A 21,842-nucleotide genomic window follows, 5' to 3' on the forward strand; every position below is an offset into this window, starting at 1 on the left:
TTATGCCCTTGTTCATAAGACTATTTTTCATTCATTTTCTGACTGTTGCCATTTCCACGAGTGTTTTTGGTCAGCAGTATTCCCGACCTTATCAGGAAGGGGAAGAGCTTACTTTTAAAGTAAAGTATTTATTTTTCAATGCAGCAGAAGCCAAAATGATCATTGACAACCAAATTCATACAATGAATGGCCAGCCGAGCTATAAAATTGATGTTTATGGCAAAACCTTAAGTATTTTCAGCATATTTAAGGTAAAAGACAACTGGGGTTCCTATATGGACACCAGCTTAAATATCCCCTACCGTTCTTATCGACATATTGAAGAAGGAGGATATCGTAAGCACGAAATCGTTGACTTTGACCACAAAGCAGGTACTGCTACGGTAAAAGAATACGACAGGGAAAACAAAAGACTTAAAGACACCAAGGAGTTTGACATCCAGTCAGGGATTCAGGATATTGTAAGTGGGTTTTACTATATGCGTCACCTTGACTATAGGCTGTACAGAAGAGGTGATGTAATTAATGTAAAGGGATTCTTCGATGAAAAAACCTACGACCTAAAACTTATTTATGAAGGCAGGGACCGTATTTCAACCAAAATCGGAGAATTTGACACCATTATCATCTCTCCCGTCATGCCCAACAACAAGCTGTTCAGTGGCGAAAACCCCATAAAAATGTGGATCACCAATGACAAAAACAGGATCCCCATAAAGGTAGAGGCTGAACTGGTGGTGGGATCACTTAACATGGAGATAACAGAAGCTACTGGATTGCGTAACAAATAGGTAACAAAGCATTAATATTAAATTAATAATATTGCGTTTTAGCAAAACATTATATTGACCTTCTAGCCTTTTTCTTAAAAAGAAGTTATTTCTTTTGATAGTTTTTCTAAATTAGCGGTGCTTAAAAAAGAACATTTAAACAGGCAAAGTCAAATGAGTGACAATCCAAAAATCAAAGTTCTGGTAGTAGATGACGAACCAGATATTATTGAAATCCTAACTTATAACCTCGAAAAGGAAGGTTATGAAGTAGCTTCAGCAAGCGACGGAATCAAAGCTGTACAGACTGCCGCTAAATTCAAGCCTGATGTAATCCTGCTGGACATCATGATGCCCAATCAAGATGGAGTAGAAACGTGCCGTCAAATACGGGACATGGAAGAACTTAAAAACACTTTTATTATTTTTCTCACTGCCCGCTCGGAAGAGTATTCAGAAGTGGCTGCTTTTGACGTAGGCGCTGACGATTATATCACCAAACCCATCAAGCCCCGGGCATTGGTAAGCCGTATAGCAGCACTATTCAGAAGGGAATCCAAGAAGGAGCAAGAGGTGTCTCAGATCAAAATAAAAGACCTGACCATAGACAGGAGCAGTTTCACCATTGACCAAGCTGGCAACACCATCACCCTGCCAAAAAAGGAATTCGAACTGTTGTACTTTCTGGCAAAAAATCCCAACATGGTATTCAGCAGAGACGAGTTGCTCCAAAATATTTGGGGAGCGGATGTGTTCGTCCTGGCCCGAACCGTGGATGTCCATATCCGAAAGGTGAGGGAAAAAATCGGGGACAACTATATCACCACTGTAAAAGGTGTAGGTTACAAGTTTGACAATAATTAAAGTATGCTTACGACTTCCAGAGGGATATCGCTCGTATTGGCCTTTGCCATTTCAGCCCTTACCGTAGCCTTCCTCTCCTTGCTTGACGATGCCACCCCAATGCTGCTGACAGTAGCTTGGGGTTGACCATCGCTATTTCGTATCTTTTGATCAATCTCACCCTTGAATTCCTGATCTTCAAAGAGATCAGTAATATTTACAGTGCCTTGGAAAAAATCCAAAAAAAGGACCTGTCAGGAATCGCGGACAAACCTCAAAAAACCTCAATCTCTCCCTTAAGGAAGATCAACAACACCATTAATTCTTATGCCATTGCCAAAAACAAGGAAATAGCAACCCTACAGCGTAATGAGGCGTTCAGAAGAGAATTTGTCGCTGATATTTCCCATGAGTTAAAAACACCCATATTCGCCGCCCAAGGCTATGTCCACACCCTTCTTGATGGGGCCGTAGAAGATGTAAATGTCCGGGACAAGTTCCTTAAACGTGCCGCAAAAAGCCTGAACAACCTGGACAACCTTGTCAAAGACCTGCTCACCCTTAACCAAATGGAGAGTGGTGTAGTAAAATTTAATCACGAGGTCTTTGACATGATCCCTCTTATCGAAGAGGTCATGGAGCAGCTAGAAAACAAAGCTGAAAAAAGGCACATCAACCTACGCCTTAAGTACAACCCCGAAAAATCATACTACACCTTTGCCGACAAGGACAAAATCTACAGGGTCTGCCAAAACCTCATCTCCAATGCCCTTAAATACAACCACGAGGGCGGAGAAGCCTTGATCGCCTTAAAATCTACCAAAAACCATATCAAGGTAGACATCAAAGACAACGGGCTGGGCATCCCTCCAGAAGATATCAAGCGGATATTCGAACGATTTTACCGTGTGGACAAGAGTCGGTCAAGGGAAATGGGTGGCACTGGGCTGGGGCTGGCCATCGTAAAACACATCCTAGAAGGCCATAAGAGTAAAATCTCCGTCACTTCGACAGTGGGCAAGGGCTCTACGTTCAGCTTCTCACTTCCGATAGAGAAAAAGGCCACTCAAGATGAAGAAAATGGCTCCACTTAATCCAACCAATCGATAAGCCAAACATTATTTCACCAAACATTTTTTACATCAGGTAATTTTAGCTAATTTTGCACCTTAAATTTGAAAGGTGTAAGCCTGGCTTTATGAAAAAAATAGATTTCAATGATCTTATTCTGTTTCAAAATGATGACTATTTGGTCATCAACAAGCCTCCATACTTATCGACCTTAGACGATAGGCATGAAAGACAAAACATCCTTCACTTGGCCAAAGAGCACACTCCTGATGCCCAGGTGTGCCATCGACTTGACAAGGAAACTTCAGGATGTTTGGTTATTGCAAAAAACCCGGATGCATACCGTAATATTGCGATCCAATTTGAACACAGAAAAGTCAACAAAATCTATCACGCCGTGGCGCAAGGGATCCATGACTATGACAATAAGCTCGTAGACAGAAATCTGGTCGCCACCAATAAAGGCGTCGCAAAGATCAGCCTCAAGGGAAAACCGGCCACCACCTACTTCACCACGCTAAAGACCTACGCAAAACATTCACTGATCGAATGCAAGCCGGTCTCTGGGAGACTGCACCAGATCAGGGTTCACCTGGCATATCTGGACGCCCCCATATGTGGTGATGAAATGTACGGTGGCAAGCCGCTCTACCTTTCAGAACTTAAAAGAAAATTCAACCTAAAAAAGGGAACAGAAGAATCTCCTATCATGCAACGTGTTTCACTGCATGCTTATTCGGTCTCCTTTGAGGGAATGGACGAGAGACCCATTACGGTCACAGCTCCTTACCCCAAGGATTTTGCAGTATTGGTAAAACAGCTGGAAAAAAGCAATTAGACAACTGCCTTTCCAGCAGGACACCACCGATAAAAGCAGGCTTTTTCATGGCGGACAGCAACAGAAAAGAGGCTATCCCCGTGAAAATTAGGCAGTAAACACAAAGATATTTTGCATATAATCGGAATTCCTTCTATCTTTGTGTCCCTTTTTGAGGGCGAAATGTATTTAACAAGCTAATAATTAAACATTTACACAGTGGATACTTTAAGCTATAAAACCGTATCAGCAAACAGTGCTACCGTACAAAAAGACTGGGTGATAGTGGATGCCTCAGCAATGGTACTTGGTAGATTTGCAAGTGAGGTTGCTAAAATCTTAAGAGGAAAAAACAAGCCTAGCTTTACTCCTCACGTAGACTGCGGCGACAATGTCATAGTCATCAATGCAGACAAAATCCGATTGACTGGTAAAAAGTGGGACGATAAAGTATATGTTCGTCACACTGGTTATCCAGGTGGTCAGCGAATCTCTACCCCAAGGATCCTTAAGAGCAAATCTTCTGCAATCCTAGTGGAAAAAGCTGTAAGAGGAATGCTTCCTAAAAACAGATTGGGAAGAAAATTGTACACCAACCTTTATGTATATGAAGGTACTGAACATCCTCATGAAGCGCAACAACCAAAAGTAGTTAAACTTTAATCTGATCATTCCATGGAAGTTATCAATACAATCGGTAGAAGAAAAACATCTGTTGCGAGGATCTATATGAAGCCTGGCAAAGGCGAGATCATTGTCAACAACAGAAACATAGAAGCATATTTTCCATTTGACCTTCACCAGATCGTCGTAAGACAGCCCCTTACACTAGTGAACGAAGCTGAAGCTTTCGACATTAAGATCACAGTAGACGGTGGTGGCATCAAAGGACAAGCAGAGGCGGCCAGAATGGCTATCGCTCGTGCCCTATGCGAAATCAATGAGGAACACAGAAGCCCATTGAAAAAAGAAGGATTCCTTACCAGAGACCCAAGAATGGTGGAACGTAAGAAGCCAGGTCGCAGAAAGGCAAGAAGAAGATTCCAGTTCTCCAAGCGTTAATCTGGAAATTACACAGGTACTTTATAAAACTTACATATTTAAATGGCTAAAATCGAATATAAAGACTTACTGGATGCTGGTGTTCACTTTGGACACTTAACAAGAAAGTGGGATCCAAGAATGGCACCGTACATCTTCATGGAGAAAAACGGCATCCATATCATTGATCTGAATAAAACGCTCGTGTGCCTTGAAGAAGCATCCAACGCACTCAAGCAAATCGTACGCTCCGGCAAAAAAGTGATGTTCGTGGCGACCAAAAAGCAAGCCAAGGACTTGGTAGCTGAAGAAGCTGCAAGACTTAAAATGCCTTTTGTGACAGAAAGATGGCAAGGTGGTATGATGACCAACTTTGCAACCATCCGTAAGTCACTGAAGAAAATGTCTTCCATCGACAAAATGATGAAAGAAGAGGCTTACACCAACTTGGCGAAGAAGGAACGTCTGATGATCACCAGACAGCGTGAGAAACTGGAAAACGTATTGGGCGGTATTGCTGACCTTACCCGTCTTCCTGCAGCGCTATTTGTAGTGGACATCAAAAGAGAACACATTGCAATTGCCGAAGCCAAAAAGCTTGGTATCCCTGTATTCGCCTTGGTAGATACTAACTCCAACCCTGGAGAAGCGGATTTCCCAATCCCTGCCAATGACGATGCATTCAAATCCATTTCATTATTGGTGAAAGCCGTCGGTTCTGCTATCGAAGAAGGACTTTCTGAAAGAAAGAAAGACAAAGAAGAGGCAAAACTCTCTGAAGAGGAAGAAGCAAAGAAAGCTGCTGACGCCGAAACCAAAGAATAATCCACTATGATTTAATAATAACAAAAAATTGAACATGCGGTAAACTACCTATGTTCAATTTTTTTGTTATTGCCTACTCGTTCCGAGTCCAGTTATAGGAGGAGAAACGATTATATTTATAAAAGTCATCATCACTATTAAAAATATCAAACAATGGCTATTACTGCACAAGATGTAAACAAACTAAGACAAATGACTGGTGCCGGTATGATGGACTGTAAGAAAGCCCTTACCGAAGCTGAAGGAGATTTTGATAAAGCGGTTGATATCTTAAGGAAAAAAGGACAAAAGGTATCCGCTTCCAGAGCAGACCGTGAAACTAAAGAAGGTGTAGTAGTTACTAGTGTAAGTGCCGATAAATCAGAAGGAGTGTTATTGACACTTACTTGTGAAACTGACTTCGTGGCCAAAAACGAAGAGTTCGTAGGCTTTGCCAACGAAATCCTTGCACTGGCCGTTGAGAAAGGCGCTTCTAACAAAGAAGAAATCCTTGCCCTTCCTTTCGAAAGTATCACCGTTGGTGAAAAAATCATCGAAATGACCGGTAAGATTGGTGAGAAAATCGAAATCAGCGACTACGTAGTCGTAAAAGGTGAAGCCGTAGTACCCTATATCCACTCTAATGGTAAACTAGGTGTATTGGTAGCACTGAAAAATGTAAATGGCGCAGAGGTAGAGGAAGCTGGTAAAGACGTAGCCATGCAGATCGCTGCCATGAATCCTGTAGCTGTGGACAAAGACGGCGTGGATGCTTCTGTAGTGGAAAGAGAAATCGCTGTAGGCAAAGAGCAAGCTCAAGCAGAAGGCAAGCCTGAAGCAATGATCGAAAAGATCGCTATGGGCAAACTGAACAAGTTCTACAAAGAAAACACCTTGCTAAGCCAGTCTTTCGTAAAAGACAGCAGCAAGTCTGTTACCCAGTACTTGGACGGCGTAACCAAAGGCCTTACTGTAGTGGACTTCAAAAGAGTATCTATCGGGTAATTCATTCTCGAAACAGTATAAAAAACAGGAACCGCAGGCTGGAAAGCTTGCGGTTTTTTTATTGGTTCATCAGCCCCTCTATCTCCTCTGCTTCGATCGGGATCTCGGCCATTAAATCCTTGTTTGACTTTTCCCCGATTACATAATTATTTTCCAGCCTGATCCCAATGGACTCCTCACGGATATAGATCCCCGGCTCGATGGTAAAGACCATCCCTGCCTTTACGGGTGCATAGATCGAACCTACATCATGCACGTCCAATCCCAATGGATGCGATGTACCATGCATAAAGTACTTCCGGTAGAGAGGGTTGGCGGGGTCCTGCTTACGCACATCGCGCTTGTCCAGCAGCCCTAGTCCGATCAATTCCGCCTCCACCAACGCCCCCACTTCCTTGTGGTAATCCTGTAATAGGACTCCTGGTCTGAGCATCTTTTCGGCCGCTCTCATGACTCGAAGCACCGCATCATACACTTCTCGCTGCCTAGGTGTGTAACGGCCATTTACGGGTACCGTCCGGGTCATGTCCGCATTATAATTACCGTATTCGGCTCCTACATCCATCAGGATCAGGTCGCCCGAGTGGCATACCTGATCATTTTCCAAGTAATGAAGTACACAGGAATTGGCACCGGATCCGACTATGGGCTCGTAGCCGAACCCCCTGCTGCCATGACGGACAAATTCATGCAGGTATTCCGCTTCAATCTCATATTCCTTAACCCCTGGCTTCGTAAAATCCAACACCCTTCTAAATCCCTTTTCGGTAATATCACAAGCCTTTTGCAGTTGGTCGATTTCATCTGGAGCTTTGATCGACCTCAGCTCGCCCAACAAAGGCGCCAGTCGCTCATACCGATGAAGCGGATAGGCTTCTTTTAGCTTTTTAACAAAACGCGCATCCCTGCTTTCTACTTCATTGCTAGCCCCTCGATGTTCATTGGTATTCAGGTAAACATGGTCCACATGACTGAGAATACCCTGCAATACTTGGTCAAACTCTGAAGTCCACCGTACCGTTTTCACACCAGACAGTTCAGCTGCTTCAGACTGATGTAGCTTATGCCCTTCCCATACCACAACCTGCTCATTGGTTTCCCTGACAAACAACACTTCACGCATCGTTTCGCTGGGAAAATCCGGGCAAATCAACAGGATCGTCTCTTCCTGATCGATACCACTGAGGTAGAACAGATCATTATTTTGTCTGAATTTCATCGTCCCATCAGCGTTGGTGGGCATGAGGTCATTGGCATTTAAAATGGCAACGGAGTTTGGCCTTAGCATCTTGGCCAGCTTAGCGCGGGTTGACTTATAAAAAGTATTATTTAATGGTTGATATCTCATTGCTTCAGTTTTCTCTATATTGTTTTGTCATAGGCATTATCGGTAAAAGGGCAAGACGGCGGGAACATTTGTTCGCAAATGCCCTGAGCCGGCTCAAGACTCCTTCACCAAGCCATCTGAACACACGTATTTTTTGGCTGCCATATTTTCATTCATGATGCGCAAATTCTCTTCCTGGTCCGTCCAGCTCTCCTTGTGGTACAGGTGGTATTGGACTGCTAAATTCCTCACCGAACCCAATTGATAACCAAGCCCTTTAAATCGCCAAAGCAGATCGGCATCCTCACCAACGGCGGGACGTGTATATGCCTCATCAAACCCATTGATTGCGTAAATTGCGTCTTTGTGAAAGGACATATTGCAGCCTTTCAGGTGCCTCATCTTCCGCGTCCCCACTATCCTACCCAATACACCTTTCGGGTCCATAAAAAAGCCCTCCTCCACAAACTCCCCGCCACGCTTTTTGATTTTTGCAAAGTGCTTTCTTACATAAGCATTCATTTCTTCTGGCTTGATGGATCCCTCCAGCAACAACTCAGACGTTTTGGGATCAAGCTTAACACGCTTTCCGGCAAGGATGGTAGTTGGGTTGGCATGGTTGATATGAAACTCCATAAACCTTGGATGGAGCACACAGTCACCATCAATAAATACCAACCAATCGGTATTGGCTGCCCTAATGGCAGCATTGAGCGCTTGGTTTTTTTGCCAGCCTCTATCCTCTCTGGTCAGGTGCTGAAAAGGATCCTGAAAGGAATAATGCCCCACAAAGGTTCTCATCTCCTCCGAGTCACCATCCTCAGAGATGATTACTTCAAACCGATGGTCAGTTTGCCCCTCCAGCGAATCCAGCACTGCCTTTAAAAAAGTAGTGTTTTTATAAACCGATATAATTAAAGTAGCCTTTAACTCGTCTTTAGTATGATGCATATTGCTCTTTTGATCAGTAGAAAGGGACTTTCACCCTTTATTCCGTTGATAAAATTAACATATTAAAGACCATGAAAAAAATATCCTGATAAAGTACATTATTTTTGTAATTTCAAGTTTAGAAAGTAAATAATACATGTCATATAATATCAAAGCGTTACCAAATGGTATCCGCATCGTGCACCAGGAAGTGACACACACCAGACTGGTCCATTGTGGGTTTATTCTGGATATCGGAAGCAGGGATGAAGTGAAGGAACAAGCAGGCTTGGCACATTTTTGGGAGCATATGGCCTTTAAAGGCACCAAAAAAAGAAAAGCCTTCCATATCCTGAACCGATTGGAATCTGTAGGCGGCGAACTCAATGCCTATACCACCAAAGAAAAAATCTGCTTCTACTCTTCTATCCTGAAGGAGCATTTTAACAAAGCCGCAGAATTGCTGTTTGATATCACCTTCCACAGCACCTTTCCCGAGAAACAAATAGAAAAAGAGCGGCAGGTTATTCTGGAAGAAATGGCCATGTACCGCGATTCGCCCGATGACGCCATTTTGGATGAATTTGACGAGGTAATCTTTCAAAACCATTCCTTGGGCAGGAATATCCTTGGCACCGAAGAGACGGTTTCCAGTTTTTGCCAAAGTGATTTCTTTGACTTTATTTCCACTCGCATGGACACTTCCAAAGTCGTTTTTTCTGTAGTGGGCAATATCTCCTTCCAAAAAGTACTTAAGCAACTCGAGCCCAGGCTCAACGAACTCCCTACCAAAAAAAGCCTTTATCGACGGAGCGATTTCAAGCACTATCAGCCTAAAACTGAAACAGTACACAAAGAAATCTCCCAAGCTCATTGCGCTATGGGCAAGCCCGCCTATTCCCTATATCATCCTGATCGCTACAAGCTATTCTTGCTCAATAATATATTGGGAGGCCCTAGCATGAATTCTCGCCTAAACCTTGCCCTGAGAGAAAAATATGGATACGTTTACAGCGTAGAGTCTGCTTACCAAGTATACAAGGACACCGGTTTTTTTGGTATTTTCTATGGGACGGAAGAAAAAACCTTCAAAAAAGCACAAAACTTGGTCTTACGTGAACTCAAAAGGCTACGGGAAAAGAAACTGGGCACACTACAGCTTCATATGGCCAAAGAACAGGCCATCGGACAAATGGCCATGGCCGAAGAAAACCATGCAGCACTTATGCTGGTATTCGGCAAGAGCCTTCTGGACAAAGACCGTATTGATTCTTTGGATCATCTTTTCTCCATTATACGAAACACCACCACTGAAGAGCTCCATGACATAGCCAATGAGATCTTCAGGGAAGATGAACTTAGTTTTCTCACTTATTTACCCCACTAGACATGGAATTTATTAGCGAGGATCTCCTGCAATATTGTCAAGAACACACCAGCGCTGAAGATGCGCTACTACAACAGATCTCCAGGGACACCCATGCCAAAGTAATGATGCCACGGATGCTGTCCGGGCACCTTCAGGGCAAGACACTGGAGCTCTTCACCAAAATGCAACGGCCCAAAACCATACTCGAAATAGGAACATACACGGGCTACTCGGCCATCTGCATGGCAAGGGGCTTGGATAAGGAGGGAAAGCTCATCACTATCGATAAAAATGATGAGCTTGAAGAAATGGTCAGGGGATATTTTGCAGCATCAGGACTGGACTCGCAGATCCATTATTTGCTGGGAGATGCCATGACACTCATCCCGGAAATTACCGAATCCCTTGACATGGTATTTATTGATGCAGACAAAAGAAATTATTCCAACTATTACAATATGATCATCGACAAGGTAAATCCAGGGGGCTGATTCTTGCAGACAATGTACTTTGGTCCGGAAAAGTAATCCAAGATCATTCAGGAAAAGCAGACAAATCCACTCAGGCCATTTTAGACTTCAATAAAATGGTACAAGATGACGACCGGGTAGAAAATGTACTCTTTCCCATTAGGGATGGTATTATGATGGCCAGGAAGCGATAGTTTTCACTAGCCACTGCACATCAAAACCGATTTTCCGATCGTTTATATTAATTAGTTAATCCATACTACGCAAACTATTGGCATGTTTCATCGACCAACCAAGACTATTTACAGTGGACTGATCTTTTTCATTCTTGCCACACTAAACCTTGCCTATGCTCAGGCACCTCGGGTCCCCCAAACCATCCGTTTTGCTGACATGACCCTTGAGCTCAATGGTCAGGCCCAGCGGGACATTCAGCTGGATGTAGACGCCCTTCACCGCAACCCCAGTTACTTTAAAACCAAAATGGAAAGGGTCGATCTTTATATGCCTGTAATCGAACATGTCCTACGTGAGCAAGGCGTACCTGATGACCTGAAATACCTGGTCATTCAGGAAAGTGGATTGATCCCCGATGCAGTATCCACCTCTAATGCGGTAGGCTTCTGGCAGTTTAAAAAAGGCACTGCCCATGAAGTGTTTTTACAAGTGGATAACCACATCGATGAACGAAAAAATATCGTGGCATCGACAAAAGGAGCAGCCATCTACCTAAAAAAGAACAACAGCAAGTTTGACAACTGGGCATGCGCAATGGTAGCTTATCAAATGGGCCTTGGAGGAGCCCAAAATTACTTTGGCAGCCAATATAACGGCGACAAGACCATGAAGATCACCCGTAACACCCACTGGTATTTCAAAAAATATCTTGCCCATAAAATTGCTTTTGAAAACCAAATGGGAAAGTTTGTCAGTAATCAGCACTTAGAGGTAGTCGAGGTACAAGGGCCTGCTACACTCTCACAGCTAGCAAAAAACCTTAACGTGAGTGAATCCCACCTCGAAGCCTATAATAAATGGGTCAGTCGGAAAAAAATCCCAGGCGGCAAAACCTACAGCCTTACATATCTGGCGACAGGCGCACCTTCTTACCAGCCAGTCCTCACCTCATCTAACACTATTACCGCACCCACCAGCGTCCCTAATGCTGTCGAAATCAATCATGTCGGCTACCCCAAGATAACAGGAAAACAGTCACAGCCTTTCGAAAAAAACCAGATAAGGATCAACGGCATAAAAGGAATCATTGCGGCTGTAAGCACTACTTCTGAAGACTTTGCCGAGCGTATCGGCATACGGGATGGTAAATTCAGAAGAGTAAACGATCTATCCAAATCAGACCCTGTCGTAAAAGGGCACTATTATTACACCAAAAGAAAAAAAGGAAAGGCCAAAACACCTTCTCATGTGGTCAGGAGAGGAGAAACCCTCTGGGAAATCTCCCAAGCTTATGGAATCCGACTACACTCATTAAAGGCAAAGAACAGGCTATATAAAGACGAAGACCTTAAGGAAGGAATGGTATTAAAGCTACAAAAATACCGTAGAAGGAATGAGCCATTCGAATACCGCCAAGCAAAACCTTCTGTCCCTAAAAAACAGACCAATACACCTCCCCCCTTACCCTCTTCTACTGAAACAACGGAGAAAATCCCCATAGAACAACCTGTCCCATCCCAAAAACACCTCACACATAAAGTGGTAAAAGGAGAAACGCTATATGCCATAGCAAAGAAATATAGGGTCACAGTTTCGGAAATCCAACAATGGAACAACATGGCCAACCAATCAGTAATTCATGTTGGGCAGGAACTTATCATTCACCGTGATTGAGGCATATCGGGAAAGAAATTTATATTTGTAGTCTATTCATCAAAAACGCAAGAATGATTCGGCACATTACCTGTCTTCTTTTTTTGTTTTTAACAAGCATGCACTGGGTCTCTGCTCAGGACAAAATCACTGACGTTGTCCCTGACACCGTTTTGATCAATGGGGACACCTTGGTAATGCTTGGCGACAGTCTTATTATCAAAGAGGAGATAAGACCCACTTTTTGGAAAACAGGAGGAAACTATAACCTTAGCGTGCAACAAGTGAGCTTATCTAATTGGGCAGCGGGAGGGGCTAGCTCTTTTGCACTCAACACAGGGGTCAATTTATTTGCCAACTACAAGAAAAACAATAAAATATGGGAAACCTCCTTATCGGTCAACTTTGGTTTTAACCGCCAATCTGATCGATCGTACCAAACCCGGAAAACAAATGACAATTTTAAATTTGTAAGTAAATACGGCAGGGAACTCTCGAAAGGCTTTTACCTTTCTACGCAGTTAGAAGCTAGGACCCAGCTGCTGGAGGGCTATAAATATTTTAAGGAAAATGGATCCGACATCGAATCCAGAAATTTGATATCTGATTTTTTAAGTCCCGGCTATGTTCAGTCCTCTACAGGTCTGAACTACCAAAAAGAAAAGGATGATTTTAAGTTTTCCTCCATCTTATCCCCTTTTACAGGCCGTTTTACCATTGTACTTAACGATTCACTAAGTCAAGCAGGTGCCTTTGGCATCATCCCGGGAGACAAAGTCAAACCAGAAGCTGGTGCTTCATTGGGAACTTCAATTGATATGAAAATTATGAAAAATGTCAATTGGAAAGCGGACCTTAACCTCTTCTCCAATTACGGCAAATTCGGCAACATGGCAGTCAATTTCAACTCCACCATCAGCATGAAAGTCAACAAATACATCAGTACACGAATAGAAACAATTCTTATCTATGATGAAAATGTCTATATCGAAATGGATGATGGAAATAAATCCAGAGCTGTACAGCTCCAAAACCTGATCAATTTCGGCTTGGGCATTGATTTTTAAAAGTCCGTTTCCAGTCCAAATCTCTTCTGCAGCTCCTTAAGGGCTGGGGATTTTTTGGAAAGATAAGCAAGCTTGTCCGTAGAGGTATAAAGTTTCTCTTCTTCACTCACAGCGTCTTCCTTTACTTCAAAATCTATCTCCACAAAATAATTTTCAAGTTTTTTCCTAAGCATACCGATCAGCTCAGGTTTAAATTGGGCAAACCGATGCTCCTGCAATTCTCCATTAAGAAAAAACTTGACTTTATTTTCTTCCACCTCAAAAGGCTGTTTTAACAGAGTACCCTCGATGTGCCTTTTTTGTTGTTTAAATCCTGCTATTGCATTCTCAAGGATTGCTCCAAGTTTTCCTTTGTCAAATGGATTGTTTTTAGCTGGACCTTGATCAGTCGTTGTCTTAGACTCTTCCTTAACAGGGTTTTCTTGCGCTTCTACTGCTTCGGTCTTCACCTGCTGCTTTGCCTCCGTGAGGTTAGCGGGAATAGGCACTGTTTTTCTGACTTCCATTTTGGGGGTGGAAGTGGCTGCAGAAGCTTTCTCTTGTTGTATGCTTGCTTTGGCGGTATTCTGCTTAGCTAGTCTTTTTTTTTTGCCTCTTCACGGGCTACAGCAGCCAATGAGATGGCCTGTGGCAATTTAGCCAATTTCATCAATGCTAACTCAACATGTAACCGTTGGTTCTTACTCCCTTTATAGTGGATATCACATTGATTACAAATATTCAAGGCCGACAGCAAAAATGACAGATTGGATTTAGCCGATTGTTCGATATACCGTTCCTGGGCACTTTCAGACACCTGAAGTAATTCCACCGTAGCGGCATCTTTACACACCATCAAATTCCTAAAATGTTCACTCAAACCGACAATAAAATTATGCCCATCAAAGCCTTTCTTCAGGATTTCATCAAAAATCAATAGAACATTGGAAACACTTTCTTCCAGCAGGGCATCAGTCACTTTGAAATAATAATCATAATCCAATATATGTAGATTGCCTATAGTCTCTGAATACGTCAACTTATTTCCGGCAGAATAAGTCACAATCAGATCAAATATCGATAGTGCATCACGGAGTGCACCATCAGCCTTGGCTGCAATCAAGCGTAACGCTTCGTCTTCATAGTCGATATTTTCTTCAGATGCAATATATTTCAGATGCTCCGCAATATCCTTGATCTGGATCCTGTTAAAATCAAATATTTGACACCTAGAAAGGATCGTAGGAATGATTTTATGCTTTTCAGTAGTGGCCAAAATAAAAATCGCATATTTTGGAGGCTCTTCTAATGTCTTCAAAAAAGCATTAAAAGCTTGGGTTGAGAGCATGTGCACCTCATCTATGATATAGATCTTGTAAGCCCCTTTTTGTGGAGCATACCTTACCTGGTCCACCAAGTTTCTGATATCATCTACAGAATTATTGGATGCAGCATCTAGCTCATGTACATTAAAAGAGCTATTGGAATTGAACGCCTTACAGGATTCACATTCATTACATGCTTCGAAGTCTTCGGAGAGATTTTCACAGTTGATCGTTTTAGCAAGAATCCTTGCACATGTGGTCTTGCCTACCCCTCTGGGTCCACAAAACAAAAACGCCTGTGCCAAATGATTATTCTTAATGGCATTCTTCAGCGTAGTGGTAATATGCTGCTGTCCCACCACGCTTTTGAAATTGGAAGGTCTATATTTCCTTGCTGAGACTACGAAGTTTTCCATCACTGCAAGATATAAAATTCTTAGAATTTAGAACCGCTAAAAATTCAAAATCAACACATAAATAAACCAACCCTCTGACTTCCAATTACATCAATTCATCCTATCAAGAACCGAATACCTGGACGTATTACTGATATACTCAGGCACAATCTGCTTAATATGCCTGACAATATCCGTAACAGAATCATGAACCAAGAGCCGCTCAAAGAATTCAATCTGATAATTCACCTTACTGAAAGCCAGCGGATCCATCTTCACTACCTGAATCTTTGGGTGATGGGTAACCTGGATTCTTTCGGCATGGCACACTAATTCTTCATGTAACTTTTCTCCTTCTCGAAGTCCGGTAAAGACAATTTTTATGTCTTTCTCTATTTTTTTATCACTTAACTGGATCATTTTTTTGGCCAGTTCTAGGATCTTAACTGGCTCTCCCATATCAAAAATAAAAATCTCACTGCCCTTGGACATCGCTCCTGCCTCAAGAATCAGTTGACATGCCTCGCTAATGGTCATAAAATACCTAGAGATATTGGGATCGGTCACCAACACAGGTCCTCCTTGTTCGATTTGCTTCTTGAACAAAGGAATTACAGAACCATTTGATCCGAGCACATTACCAAACCTGGTGATGGCAAATCTTGTCACCTGCCCTTTATCCACGTCCAGGTAATCACTGAGTGCTTGGATATAAATCTCCGCAATCCGCTTGGATGCTCCCATTACATTCGTAGGATTAACGGCCTTATCTGTACTGACAAACACGAATTGCTTGACATTATAAAGCACCGAAAGATCAGCCAAATTTTTCGTAGCTAAAATATTGCTGGTAACGGCCTCTTCAGGATAATTCTCCATCATTGGCACATGCTTATAGGCAGCTGCATGATAAACTATATCTGGCTTGAATTCCTTAAAGACCCTTTCCATTTTCTTCTTGTCCCTAATATCAACCAATATCGGAGTGACTGGGCTCTTCCAGTTGATCACTTTAAACTCCTGTTCTATATCGTAAAGCGAAGATTCTGCCTTATCCACCATGATCAATAAAGCCGGTTTGTGAGCGATGATCTGCCTGCAAAGTTCACTTCCTATCGATCCTGCAGCTCCAGTCACCATCACTACGCTATGGTGGATTTGATGGTAAACTGCAGGGTTATCCAATGATATCTCAGTCCTAGACAACAAGTCCTCTATTTTTATTTTACGGATTTTCCCCACATTAAATCCTCCCTTGACCCATTCATCTATAGAGGGAACTATACTGACCTTGATCCCCAACTGGAGACATTTTTCTATGATTTCTTTCTTCCTTTTAGGGGAAATGCACATAACCGAAATCAACAGGTCGGATATTCCCAAATCCTCTTTCAACTGACGGAGGTTTTGTAATCCTTTATAAACAGGTACTCCACCTATCGTGTCTCCCACTTTTTCGATATCATCATCTAAAAAAGCATGAATCTTCTGATTATTGCCCACTTGACTATCCAAAACGGTCTTGGACAACCGCCCCGCTTCTCCTGCTCCAAATATGACAATATGTTTTTTAGGCCGTCGACTGTCCACAAACATACCATAGAATTCCTTTATCAACAAGCGATAAAGAATCATGGTAAAAAACGCCAACAAGGCTGCAATAATCAACACCGATAGAGGCACAGAAGATATATCTTCGGAAACTGGTCCTACTAATTTCCCTAACATGAAAGTAACCAGTAAGGCTACAGAAACGATTACCGCCACTAAAGCGATGTTGTTGATTCGTGATTTACTTCCAACCCATCCATAACTCTCTATGAAAACCATCGCACTTCCCCCTAATACCGCAAATGTCAAACCACTTGCCATTACAGGGTAGGCACTAATCAATTCCCACTCGAAATTTAATCTTAAAAAATAGGCTATTATGATGGAATGGAATAGAATCACCGAATCAAGTGTACGAGTGATCCAATTTATCATTTTACTATGTTTACCTAAAAATGTTATAAATATTGGTCAAAATCAACAGTCTTCAATTAAAAAACAATTATCACTTTAATCCATAATTAAAACACAACCAAATATAAAAACATTAAAATACATATAAAAATATTTTAAATACACTTATTGGTGATTTAAACCAAAAAAAACCAGACTAATGAGTATAAATAAGAAAAAAGGTGGGGTAAGTAAGCGACCGATAAAAAGAAGTGAATTTTAATTCCATTATGACCGTGTACCTTTAAATGGTTTTACCTCGTCATTATCTCCGTAAATACCTTTACCATCAAAAGGTTTCAAGACAGACTTAATGAAAATCTTTATATCTAACCAAAAACTCAATTGATAAACATAATGCAAATCGTAAGCAAACTTCTCTTCCCAAGAAAGTGCATTTCGCCCATTTATTTGCGCCAATCCGGTAATCCCGGGTTTTACCAAGTGCCTTTTTGCCTCTTCTTTATTATATAAAGGCAAGTATTCCACCAACAAAGGCCTTGGTCCCACCAAGCTCATATCACCTAAAGCCATATTCAGGAACTGAGGCAGTTCATCTAACGAAGTTTTCCTTAATACCCGCCCTAAAGAAGTCATGCGACCCTTATCAGTAATATTAAGATCCTTTTTTTGTGAATGCCTCATCGTTCGTAGTTTGAATAAACGGAATATTCGTCCGTTTTTCCCTACTCTATATTGTACAAAAAAAGGATTTCCCATAAAATCAATGGCCAATACGAGCGCCAAGAAAACAATAAATGGACTCAACATTACCAGCCCCGTAAAGCCGGCAATACGATCAAAACTTGGCTTAACAAGATCTCGATACATCTATTTTGTTCTTTTTGCAAAATTTGGTAACAGCGAAGGTAACTTCTGCTAGTTGGTCTATAGTAAGGCCACTACCGGAAGGCAAACAAATTCCGTTAAAGAAAAGATGTTCTTCAACCCTTTCTCCATAATAGGGGAGTTCTTTATACAATGGCTGAAGATGCATTGGTTTCCAAATAGGCCTAGTTTCCACCTCATTGGCTAGAAGAAATCTCCCTAATTCACGCACGTGTTCCTCCTTAGGAAACACCACCGCTGTCAACCAACGATTGCTATCCATGAGTTGTTCTCCCTCTTGAAACCCCAGTCCATAACTGGCCAACTGAGCATAATAGTGGGCATAATTCTCCCTTCTCTTGGCCAACTTTTTATGCAATTGTTCAAACTGGCTACACCCAAGGATGGCATTTAAATTACTGAAAGCGTAATTATACCCCACTTGGCTATGCTCATAATGAATCGCAGGATCTTTGGCTTGAAGCGCCAAGAAATCAGCATGATTTATCTCCTCGGGCCTTTTTGCCCATAAAGCCCCTCCTCCGCCAGAAGTGATAATTTTATTGGCGTTAAAAGAAAAAATACCATAATCTCCCATTGTACCACAGAATCGACCATTAATATTAGCTCCTAAAGCTTCTGCGGCATCCTCGACAACTGGAACATTATAGTGATTAGCTATCTCATTGATAGCATCCATTTTAGCAGGCATACCAAAAACATGTACTGGAATAATTGCCTTCACCCTTTTCCCTAATCTCTTTCGGTGTTCCAATGCCGCCTCAAGTGATCGAGGACACATGTTCCAAGTGTCGGTTTCACTTCCCACAAAAACTGGTTTAGCCCCCAGATACCTCACTGGATTAACTGAAGCAGCAAACGTCAATGACTGACATATCACTTCATCACCCTCATTAACACCCGCTAACATTAAAGCCAAGTGAATACTGGCAGTTCCAGAAGAATACAGGCCAAGATTGGTTATTTCTAAATATTGCTTTAAGCTATCTTTAAATTTATCAACATATGTACCCACATACCCTACCTGTTTTCTATCCAATGCATCCAATACTTGTCCAGAAATATCCTCCTTAAAATCAGGCTCTGATAGTTTAATTATTCCCATAGGTAATTCAGCAGTTGTTCAAATACCTACTAATTAAGATTAACGTCCTCTTGTCTTAGTACTTCATCGTCAATCTGAACCTTTTTCCTGACCACTTGATACGGACGTTGAGCTAGGACCCTAGGTGAATCCTTAACGATTTCCTTCACACGTTTCAATGTCAATTTATCAAGTATCACACCCGCCAATACCACTAAAACAAATAGTGCAGGAATCATTACAATATCCGGCAATTCATGAAAGACAATGACTATAAGAATAAATCCAAGCTTAACCCCTCCAAGAATAAGCGCTACCTGATCATGTGTAAATCCCATTCTCAATAAGAAATGATGCACATGACTCTTATCAGCAGTCATTGGCGATATGCCTTTTCGGGCTCTTTTCACAAAAACACGTAATGTATCGTAAAATGGAACAATCAAAAGTGCAGCAGCTGTAGCTAATGGGGCATTAAACTGAAATCCATCTGAACCAACATCCCCATTATTACTTTCTATAAATTTAACGCACAATACGGAAAGAGCAAATCCTAAGGTAAGCGACCCCGTATCTCCCATAAAAATTTTTGCAGGATGCCAATTATAGATCAGAAATGACATTACAGCTCCCACAAAAGTTAATGCTATAAAACCATAAGTAGTTTCCCCTGAATACAAAAACCATCCCCCAAGAACCAGAAAAGTAATTATACTAAGCGTTCCGGCCAACCCATCTAATCCATCTATTAAGTTAAAGGCATTAGTCAAGCCTATAATCCCAAATATTGTAAAGGCATAACTAAACCATATTGGCAATTCGCCGATACCTAAAAGTTCATAAAAACTACTAATCCTAACATCTCCAAGAACTACTACGGTAATCACTGCTATAAGCTGACCGATAAGCTTTTGATAAGCAGTCAACTCTACCAAATCATCCCTAAGCCCCAAAATAAACATAATGGAGAGTCCTAGCATAAAGAACCTAATTTCAACTAACTGTTGGTAATTCAACCAAATTAGTGTCCCACCCAACAACCCAATAAATATGGCGATCCCTCCCATTGAAGGAACAGAATACTTATGGATTTTTCTTCCTCCAGGCTTATCTAATAAGTTACCTCTCTTAATAAGAAAGATTAATATGGGGGTTATTATGATCCCTATAAAAAAAGCAGTCAGTACAGAAAACAATACTAATAGCATAGAAAAGTATTAAAGATAATAAATAAGCAAACTAGGTATCCTCAATGCCGATGTTCTTTTCATTTCATCAACAATAAGCAAAGAATATTAATCATTCTTTTTCAATTCTTCAAATATACTAATTTTTTACTAAAAACAACCGTAATAACCATTCGCTAAAACCTCATACTGACAACATAAACTTAATTTCTATTACAAGAACTATACGGAACCGTGTATGTAACACAATATTATATGAAAGGAGCTCATTAAAATCCGGCGATTACCCCTCTAATAAAGGATCATGCAATATTTCTGCGGGACAAACTTTCTTAAAATTGCTCCTCCCAATTGATTATTGGAATAAAACGCTATTTGCGTGTATTGAGATTTAGCGTGAATTTATAAGCGCTGGGAAGGTAATGGCTGCTAAAACAATGAGGTCATTTTTGATGCTTACCATGGGCGTTGCCCATGGCTATGGTTGTCATGCCCTTTCAGGGCTTGTTTATGCTACTTATCATTTCCAATTTAAGCAAAACATCAGCGCAAATCATAATCATCTGCGTCATCAGCGTTCTATTAGAACGAACTACTATCCCCAGCTTTTCCGCTTGATCCATTTTCAGCAGCCGTGTAGTGGCATAAAAAAGAAAAGGCCCTCCGCATGTGCGGAGGGCCTTGGTTATAAAAGCGGGCGGCGACCTACTCTCCCGGGTGTAACCCCAGTACCATCGGCGCGACAGGGCTTAACTTCTCTGTTCGGGATGGGAAGAGGTGGATCCCCCGTGCCGTACCACCCTAAGATCTTCGTGCTCCCCTAAGGAAACGCACAATATCATCTGATTATTCGCTCTTGTTATTTTTTGGTCTTTCGACATTACCAAAGATAATACAACCATACAGGCAAGTTTTCGGGCTATTAGTACTGCTCAGCTATGCCGTCTCCGACTTTACACCTGCAGCCTATCAACGTCATCGTCTCTGACAACCCTATACGGAAACCTCATCTCGAGGTGGGTTTCGCACTTAGATGCTTTCAGCGCTTATCCCTTCCGGACGTAGCTACCCGGCAGTGCAGTTGGCACCACAACCGGTACACCAGCGGTCCGTCCAACCCGGTCCTCTCGTACTAAGGTCAGATCCTCTCAAGTTTCCCACGCCCGCAACAGATAGGGACCGAACTGTCTCACGACGTTCTGAACCCAGCTCGCGTGCCACTTTAATGGGCGAACAGCCCAACCCTTGGGACCTTCTCCAGCCCCAGGATGTGACGAGCCGACATCGAGGTGCCAAACCTCCCCGTCGATATGAGCTCTTGGGGGAGATCAGCCTGTTATCCCCAGAGTACCTTTTATCCTTTGAGCGACGGCCCTTCCATACGGTACCGCCGGATCACTATACCCGTGTTTCCACCCTGCTCGGCTTGTCGGCCTCGCAGTCAAGCTCCCTTATGCTATTGCACTCCACGCACGGTTACCAAGCGTGCTGAGGGAACCTTTGGAAGCCTCCGTTATCCTTTTGGAGGCGACCACCCCAGTCAAACTACCCACCAAGCAATGTCCCCGACTCTAGCGGGTTAGACATCCGACAAACAAAGGGCCGTATTTCAACAGTGGCTCCTCAACGCCTGGCGACGCCGATTCACAGCCTCCGGCCTATCCTACACATTGTT

At 42.2% G+C, this 21,842-nt stretch carries 18 protein-coding genes, 2 rRNA genes and 2 pseudogenes (1 of these 22 only partly in view); 12 read left to right on the top strand and 10 right to left on the bottom strand.

What is annotated here, in order from left to right; all coding sequences use genetic code 11:
• Positions 1 to 2: 2 nt before the first annotated feature.
• The 8 genes and pseudogenes from DN752_RS06775 to tsf all read left to right on the top strand — a co-directional run bounded on the left by DN752_RS06775 (position 3) and on the right by tsf (position 6,351).
• A complete protein-coding gene (locus DN752_RS06775) occupies positions 3 to 791 on the top strand; it encodes a DUF3108 domain-containing protein (RefSeq protein ID WP_112783244.1) in 789 nt (262 codons plus the stop codon).
• Between the two features lie 153 nt (positions 792 to 944).
• Positions 945 to 1,634 carry a response regulator transcription factor gene (locus DN752_RS06780; protein ID WP_112783245.1) on the top strand — a complete coding sequence of 230 codons (690 nt, stop codon included), beginning with the start codon at positions 945 to 947 and terminating at the stop codon, positions 1,632 to 1,634.
• 3 nt (positions 1,635 to 1,637) lie between these two features.
• Positions 1,638 to 2,707: pseudogene (locus DN752_RS06785) on the top strand (sensor histidine kinase).
• A 104-nt stretch (positions 2,708 to 2,811) separates the two neighbouring features.
• On the top strand, positions 2,812 to 3,522 hold the full coding sequence (locus tag DN752_RS06790; protein ID WP_112783246.1) for an RluA family pseudouridine synthase: 711 nt from the start codon (positions 2,812 to 2,814) through the stop codon (positions 3,520 to 3,522).
• A gap of 198 nt (positions 3,523 to 3,720) precedes the next feature.
• On the top strand, positions 3,721 to 4,164 hold the full coding sequence (rplM, locus tag DN752_RS06795; RefSeq protein ID WP_112783247.1) for a 50S ribosomal protein L13: 444 nt from the start codon (positions 3,721 to 3,723) through the stop codon (positions 4,162 to 4,164).
• 12 nt (positions 4,165 to 4,176) lie between these two features.
• Positions 4,177 to 4,563, top strand: a complete 387-nt coding sequence (gene rpsI, locus DN752_RS06800) for a 30S ribosomal protein S9 (protein ID WP_112783248.1) — start codon at positions 4,177 to 4,179, stop codon at positions 4,561 to 4,563.
• 42 nt (positions 4,564 to 4,605) lie between these two features.
• Positions 4,606 to 5,367 carry a 30S ribosomal protein S2 gene (rpsB, locus tag DN752_RS06805; RefSeq protein ID WP_112783249.1) on the top strand — a complete coding sequence of 254 codons (762 nt, stop codon included), beginning with the start codon at positions 4,606 to 4,608 and terminating at the stop codon, positions 5,365 to 5,367.
• Between the two features lie 153 nt (positions 5,368 to 5,520).
• Positions 5,521 to 6,351 (top strand): translation elongation factor Ts, encoded by an 831-nt coding sequence (gene tsf, locus DN752_RS06810; protein ID WP_112783250.1) that lies wholly within the window; start codon positions 5,521 to 5,523, stop codon positions 6,349 to 6,351.
• A gap of 58 nt (positions 6,352 to 6,409) precedes the next feature.
• Here tsf and DN752_RS06815 read toward each other — a convergent pair whose 3' ends face one another.
• Together DN752_RS06815 and DN752_RS06820 are read right to left on the bottom strand one after the other, a co-directional pair.
• The gene (locus tag DN752_RS06815; RefSeq protein WP_112783251.1) at positions 6,410 to 7,699 is read right to left on the bottom strand and encodes an aminopeptidase P family protein; all 1,290 of its coding nucleotides are present in this window, start codon (positions 7,697 to 7,699) and stop codon (positions 6,410 to 6,412) included.
• A 93-nt stretch (positions 7,700 to 7,792) separates the two neighbouring features.
• Positions 7,793 to 8,629, bottom strand: coding sequence for a glycosyltransferase (locus tag DN752_RS06820; RefSeq protein WP_112783252.1), 837 nt, complete (start codon positions 8,627 to 8,629; stop codon positions 7,793 to 7,795).
• A gap of 136 nt (positions 8,630 to 8,765) precedes the next feature.
• Between DN752_RS06820 and DN752_RS06825 the strand changes: the two genes are divergently transcribed.
• From DN752_RS06825 to DN752_RS06840, 4 genes and pseudogenes are all read left to right on the top strand, one after another.
• The gene (locus DN752_RS06825) at positions 8,766 to 9,995 is read left to right on the top strand and encodes a M16 family metallopeptidase (protein ID WP_112783253.1); all 1,230 of its coding nucleotides are present in this window, start codon (positions 8,766 to 8,768) and stop codon (positions 9,993 to 9,995) included.
• A gap of 2 nt (positions 9,996 to 9,997) precedes the next feature.
• Positions 9,998 to 10,641, top strand: a pseudogene (locus DN752_RS06830) (O-methyltransferase).
• A gap of 82 nt (positions 10,642 to 10,723) precedes the next feature.
• Positions 10,724 to 12,298, top strand: a complete 1,575-nt coding sequence (locus tag DN752_RS06835; RefSeq protein WP_112783254.1) for a lytic transglycosylase domain-containing protein — start codon at positions 10,724 to 10,726, stop codon at positions 12,296 to 12,298.
• A 98-nt stretch (positions 12,299 to 12,396) separates the two neighbouring features.
• Complete coding sequence (locus DN752_RS06840) at positions 12,397 to 13,344, top strand: DUF3078 domain-containing protein (protein WP_245949481.1); 948 nt, start codon at positions 12,397 to 12,399, stop codon at positions 13,342 to 13,344.
• Here DN752_RS06840 and DN752_RS06845 read toward each other — a convergent pair.
• The 8 genes from DN752_RS06845 to DN752_RS06880 form a co-directional block, all read right to left on the bottom strand.
• Positions 13,341 to 13,850: a DNA polymerase III subunit gamma/tau gene (locus DN752_RS06845; RefSeq protein WP_112783256.1), complete on the bottom strand. Its 510-nt coding sequence runs from the start codon at positions 13,848 to 13,850 to the stop codon at positions 13,341 to 13,343. The two genes, DN752_RS06840 and DN752_RS06845, sit on opposite strands and share 4 nt — an antisense overlap.
• A 68-nt stretch (positions 13,851 to 13,918) precedes the next feature.
• Positions 13,919 to 15,064, bottom strand: a complete 1,146-nt coding sequence (locus DN752_RS06850; protein WP_112783257.1) for a DNA polymerase III subunit gamma/tau — start codon at positions 15,062 to 15,064, stop codon at positions 13,919 to 13,921.
• 90 nt (positions 15,065 to 15,154) lie between these two features.
• The gene (locus DN752_RS06855) at positions 15,155 to 17,029 is read right to left on the bottom strand and encodes a polysaccharide biosynthesis protein (protein ID WP_112783258.1); all 1,875 of its coding nucleotides are present in this window, start codon (positions 17,027 to 17,029) and stop codon (positions 15,155 to 15,157) included.
• Between the two features lie 246 nt (positions 17,030 to 17,275).
• Positions 17,276 to 17,878: a sugar transferase gene (locus DN752_RS06860; protein ID WP_112783259.1), complete on the bottom strand. Its 603-nt coding sequence runs from the start codon at positions 17,876 to 17,878 to the stop codon at positions 17,276 to 17,278.
• The gene (locus DN752_RS06865) at positions 17,859 to 19,001 is read right to left on the bottom strand and encodes an aminotransferase class I/II-fold pyridoxal phosphate-dependent enzyme (protein WP_112783260.1); all 1,143 of its coding nucleotides are present in this window, start codon (positions 18,999 to 19,001) and stop codon (positions 17,859 to 17,861) included. Before DN752_RS06865 ends, DN752_RS06860 begins: the two co-directional genes overlap by 20 nt.
• 29 nt (positions 19,002 to 19,030) lie before the next feature.
• Positions 19,031 to 20,188, bottom strand: a complete 1,158-nt coding sequence (locus tag DN752_RS06870; protein ID WP_112783261.1) for an MraY family glycosyltransferase — start codon at positions 20,186 to 20,188, stop codon at positions 19,031 to 19,033.
• Positions 20,189 to 20,859: 671 nt separating this feature from the next.
• A 5S ribosomal RNA gene (gene rrf, locus DN752_RS06875) occupies positions 20,860 to 20,971 on the bottom strand.
• 98 nt (positions 20,972 to 21,069) lie between these two features.
• Positions 21,070 to 21,842, bottom strand: a 23S ribosomal RNA gene (locus DN752_RS06880) (it continues 2,117 nt past the right edge of the window).

The organism is Echinicola strongylocentroti, assembly GCF_003260975.1.
GTDB classification, from domain to species: domain Bacteria; phylum Bacteroidota; class Bacteroidia; order Cytophagales; family Cyclobacteriaceae; genus Echinicola; species Echinicola strongylocentroti.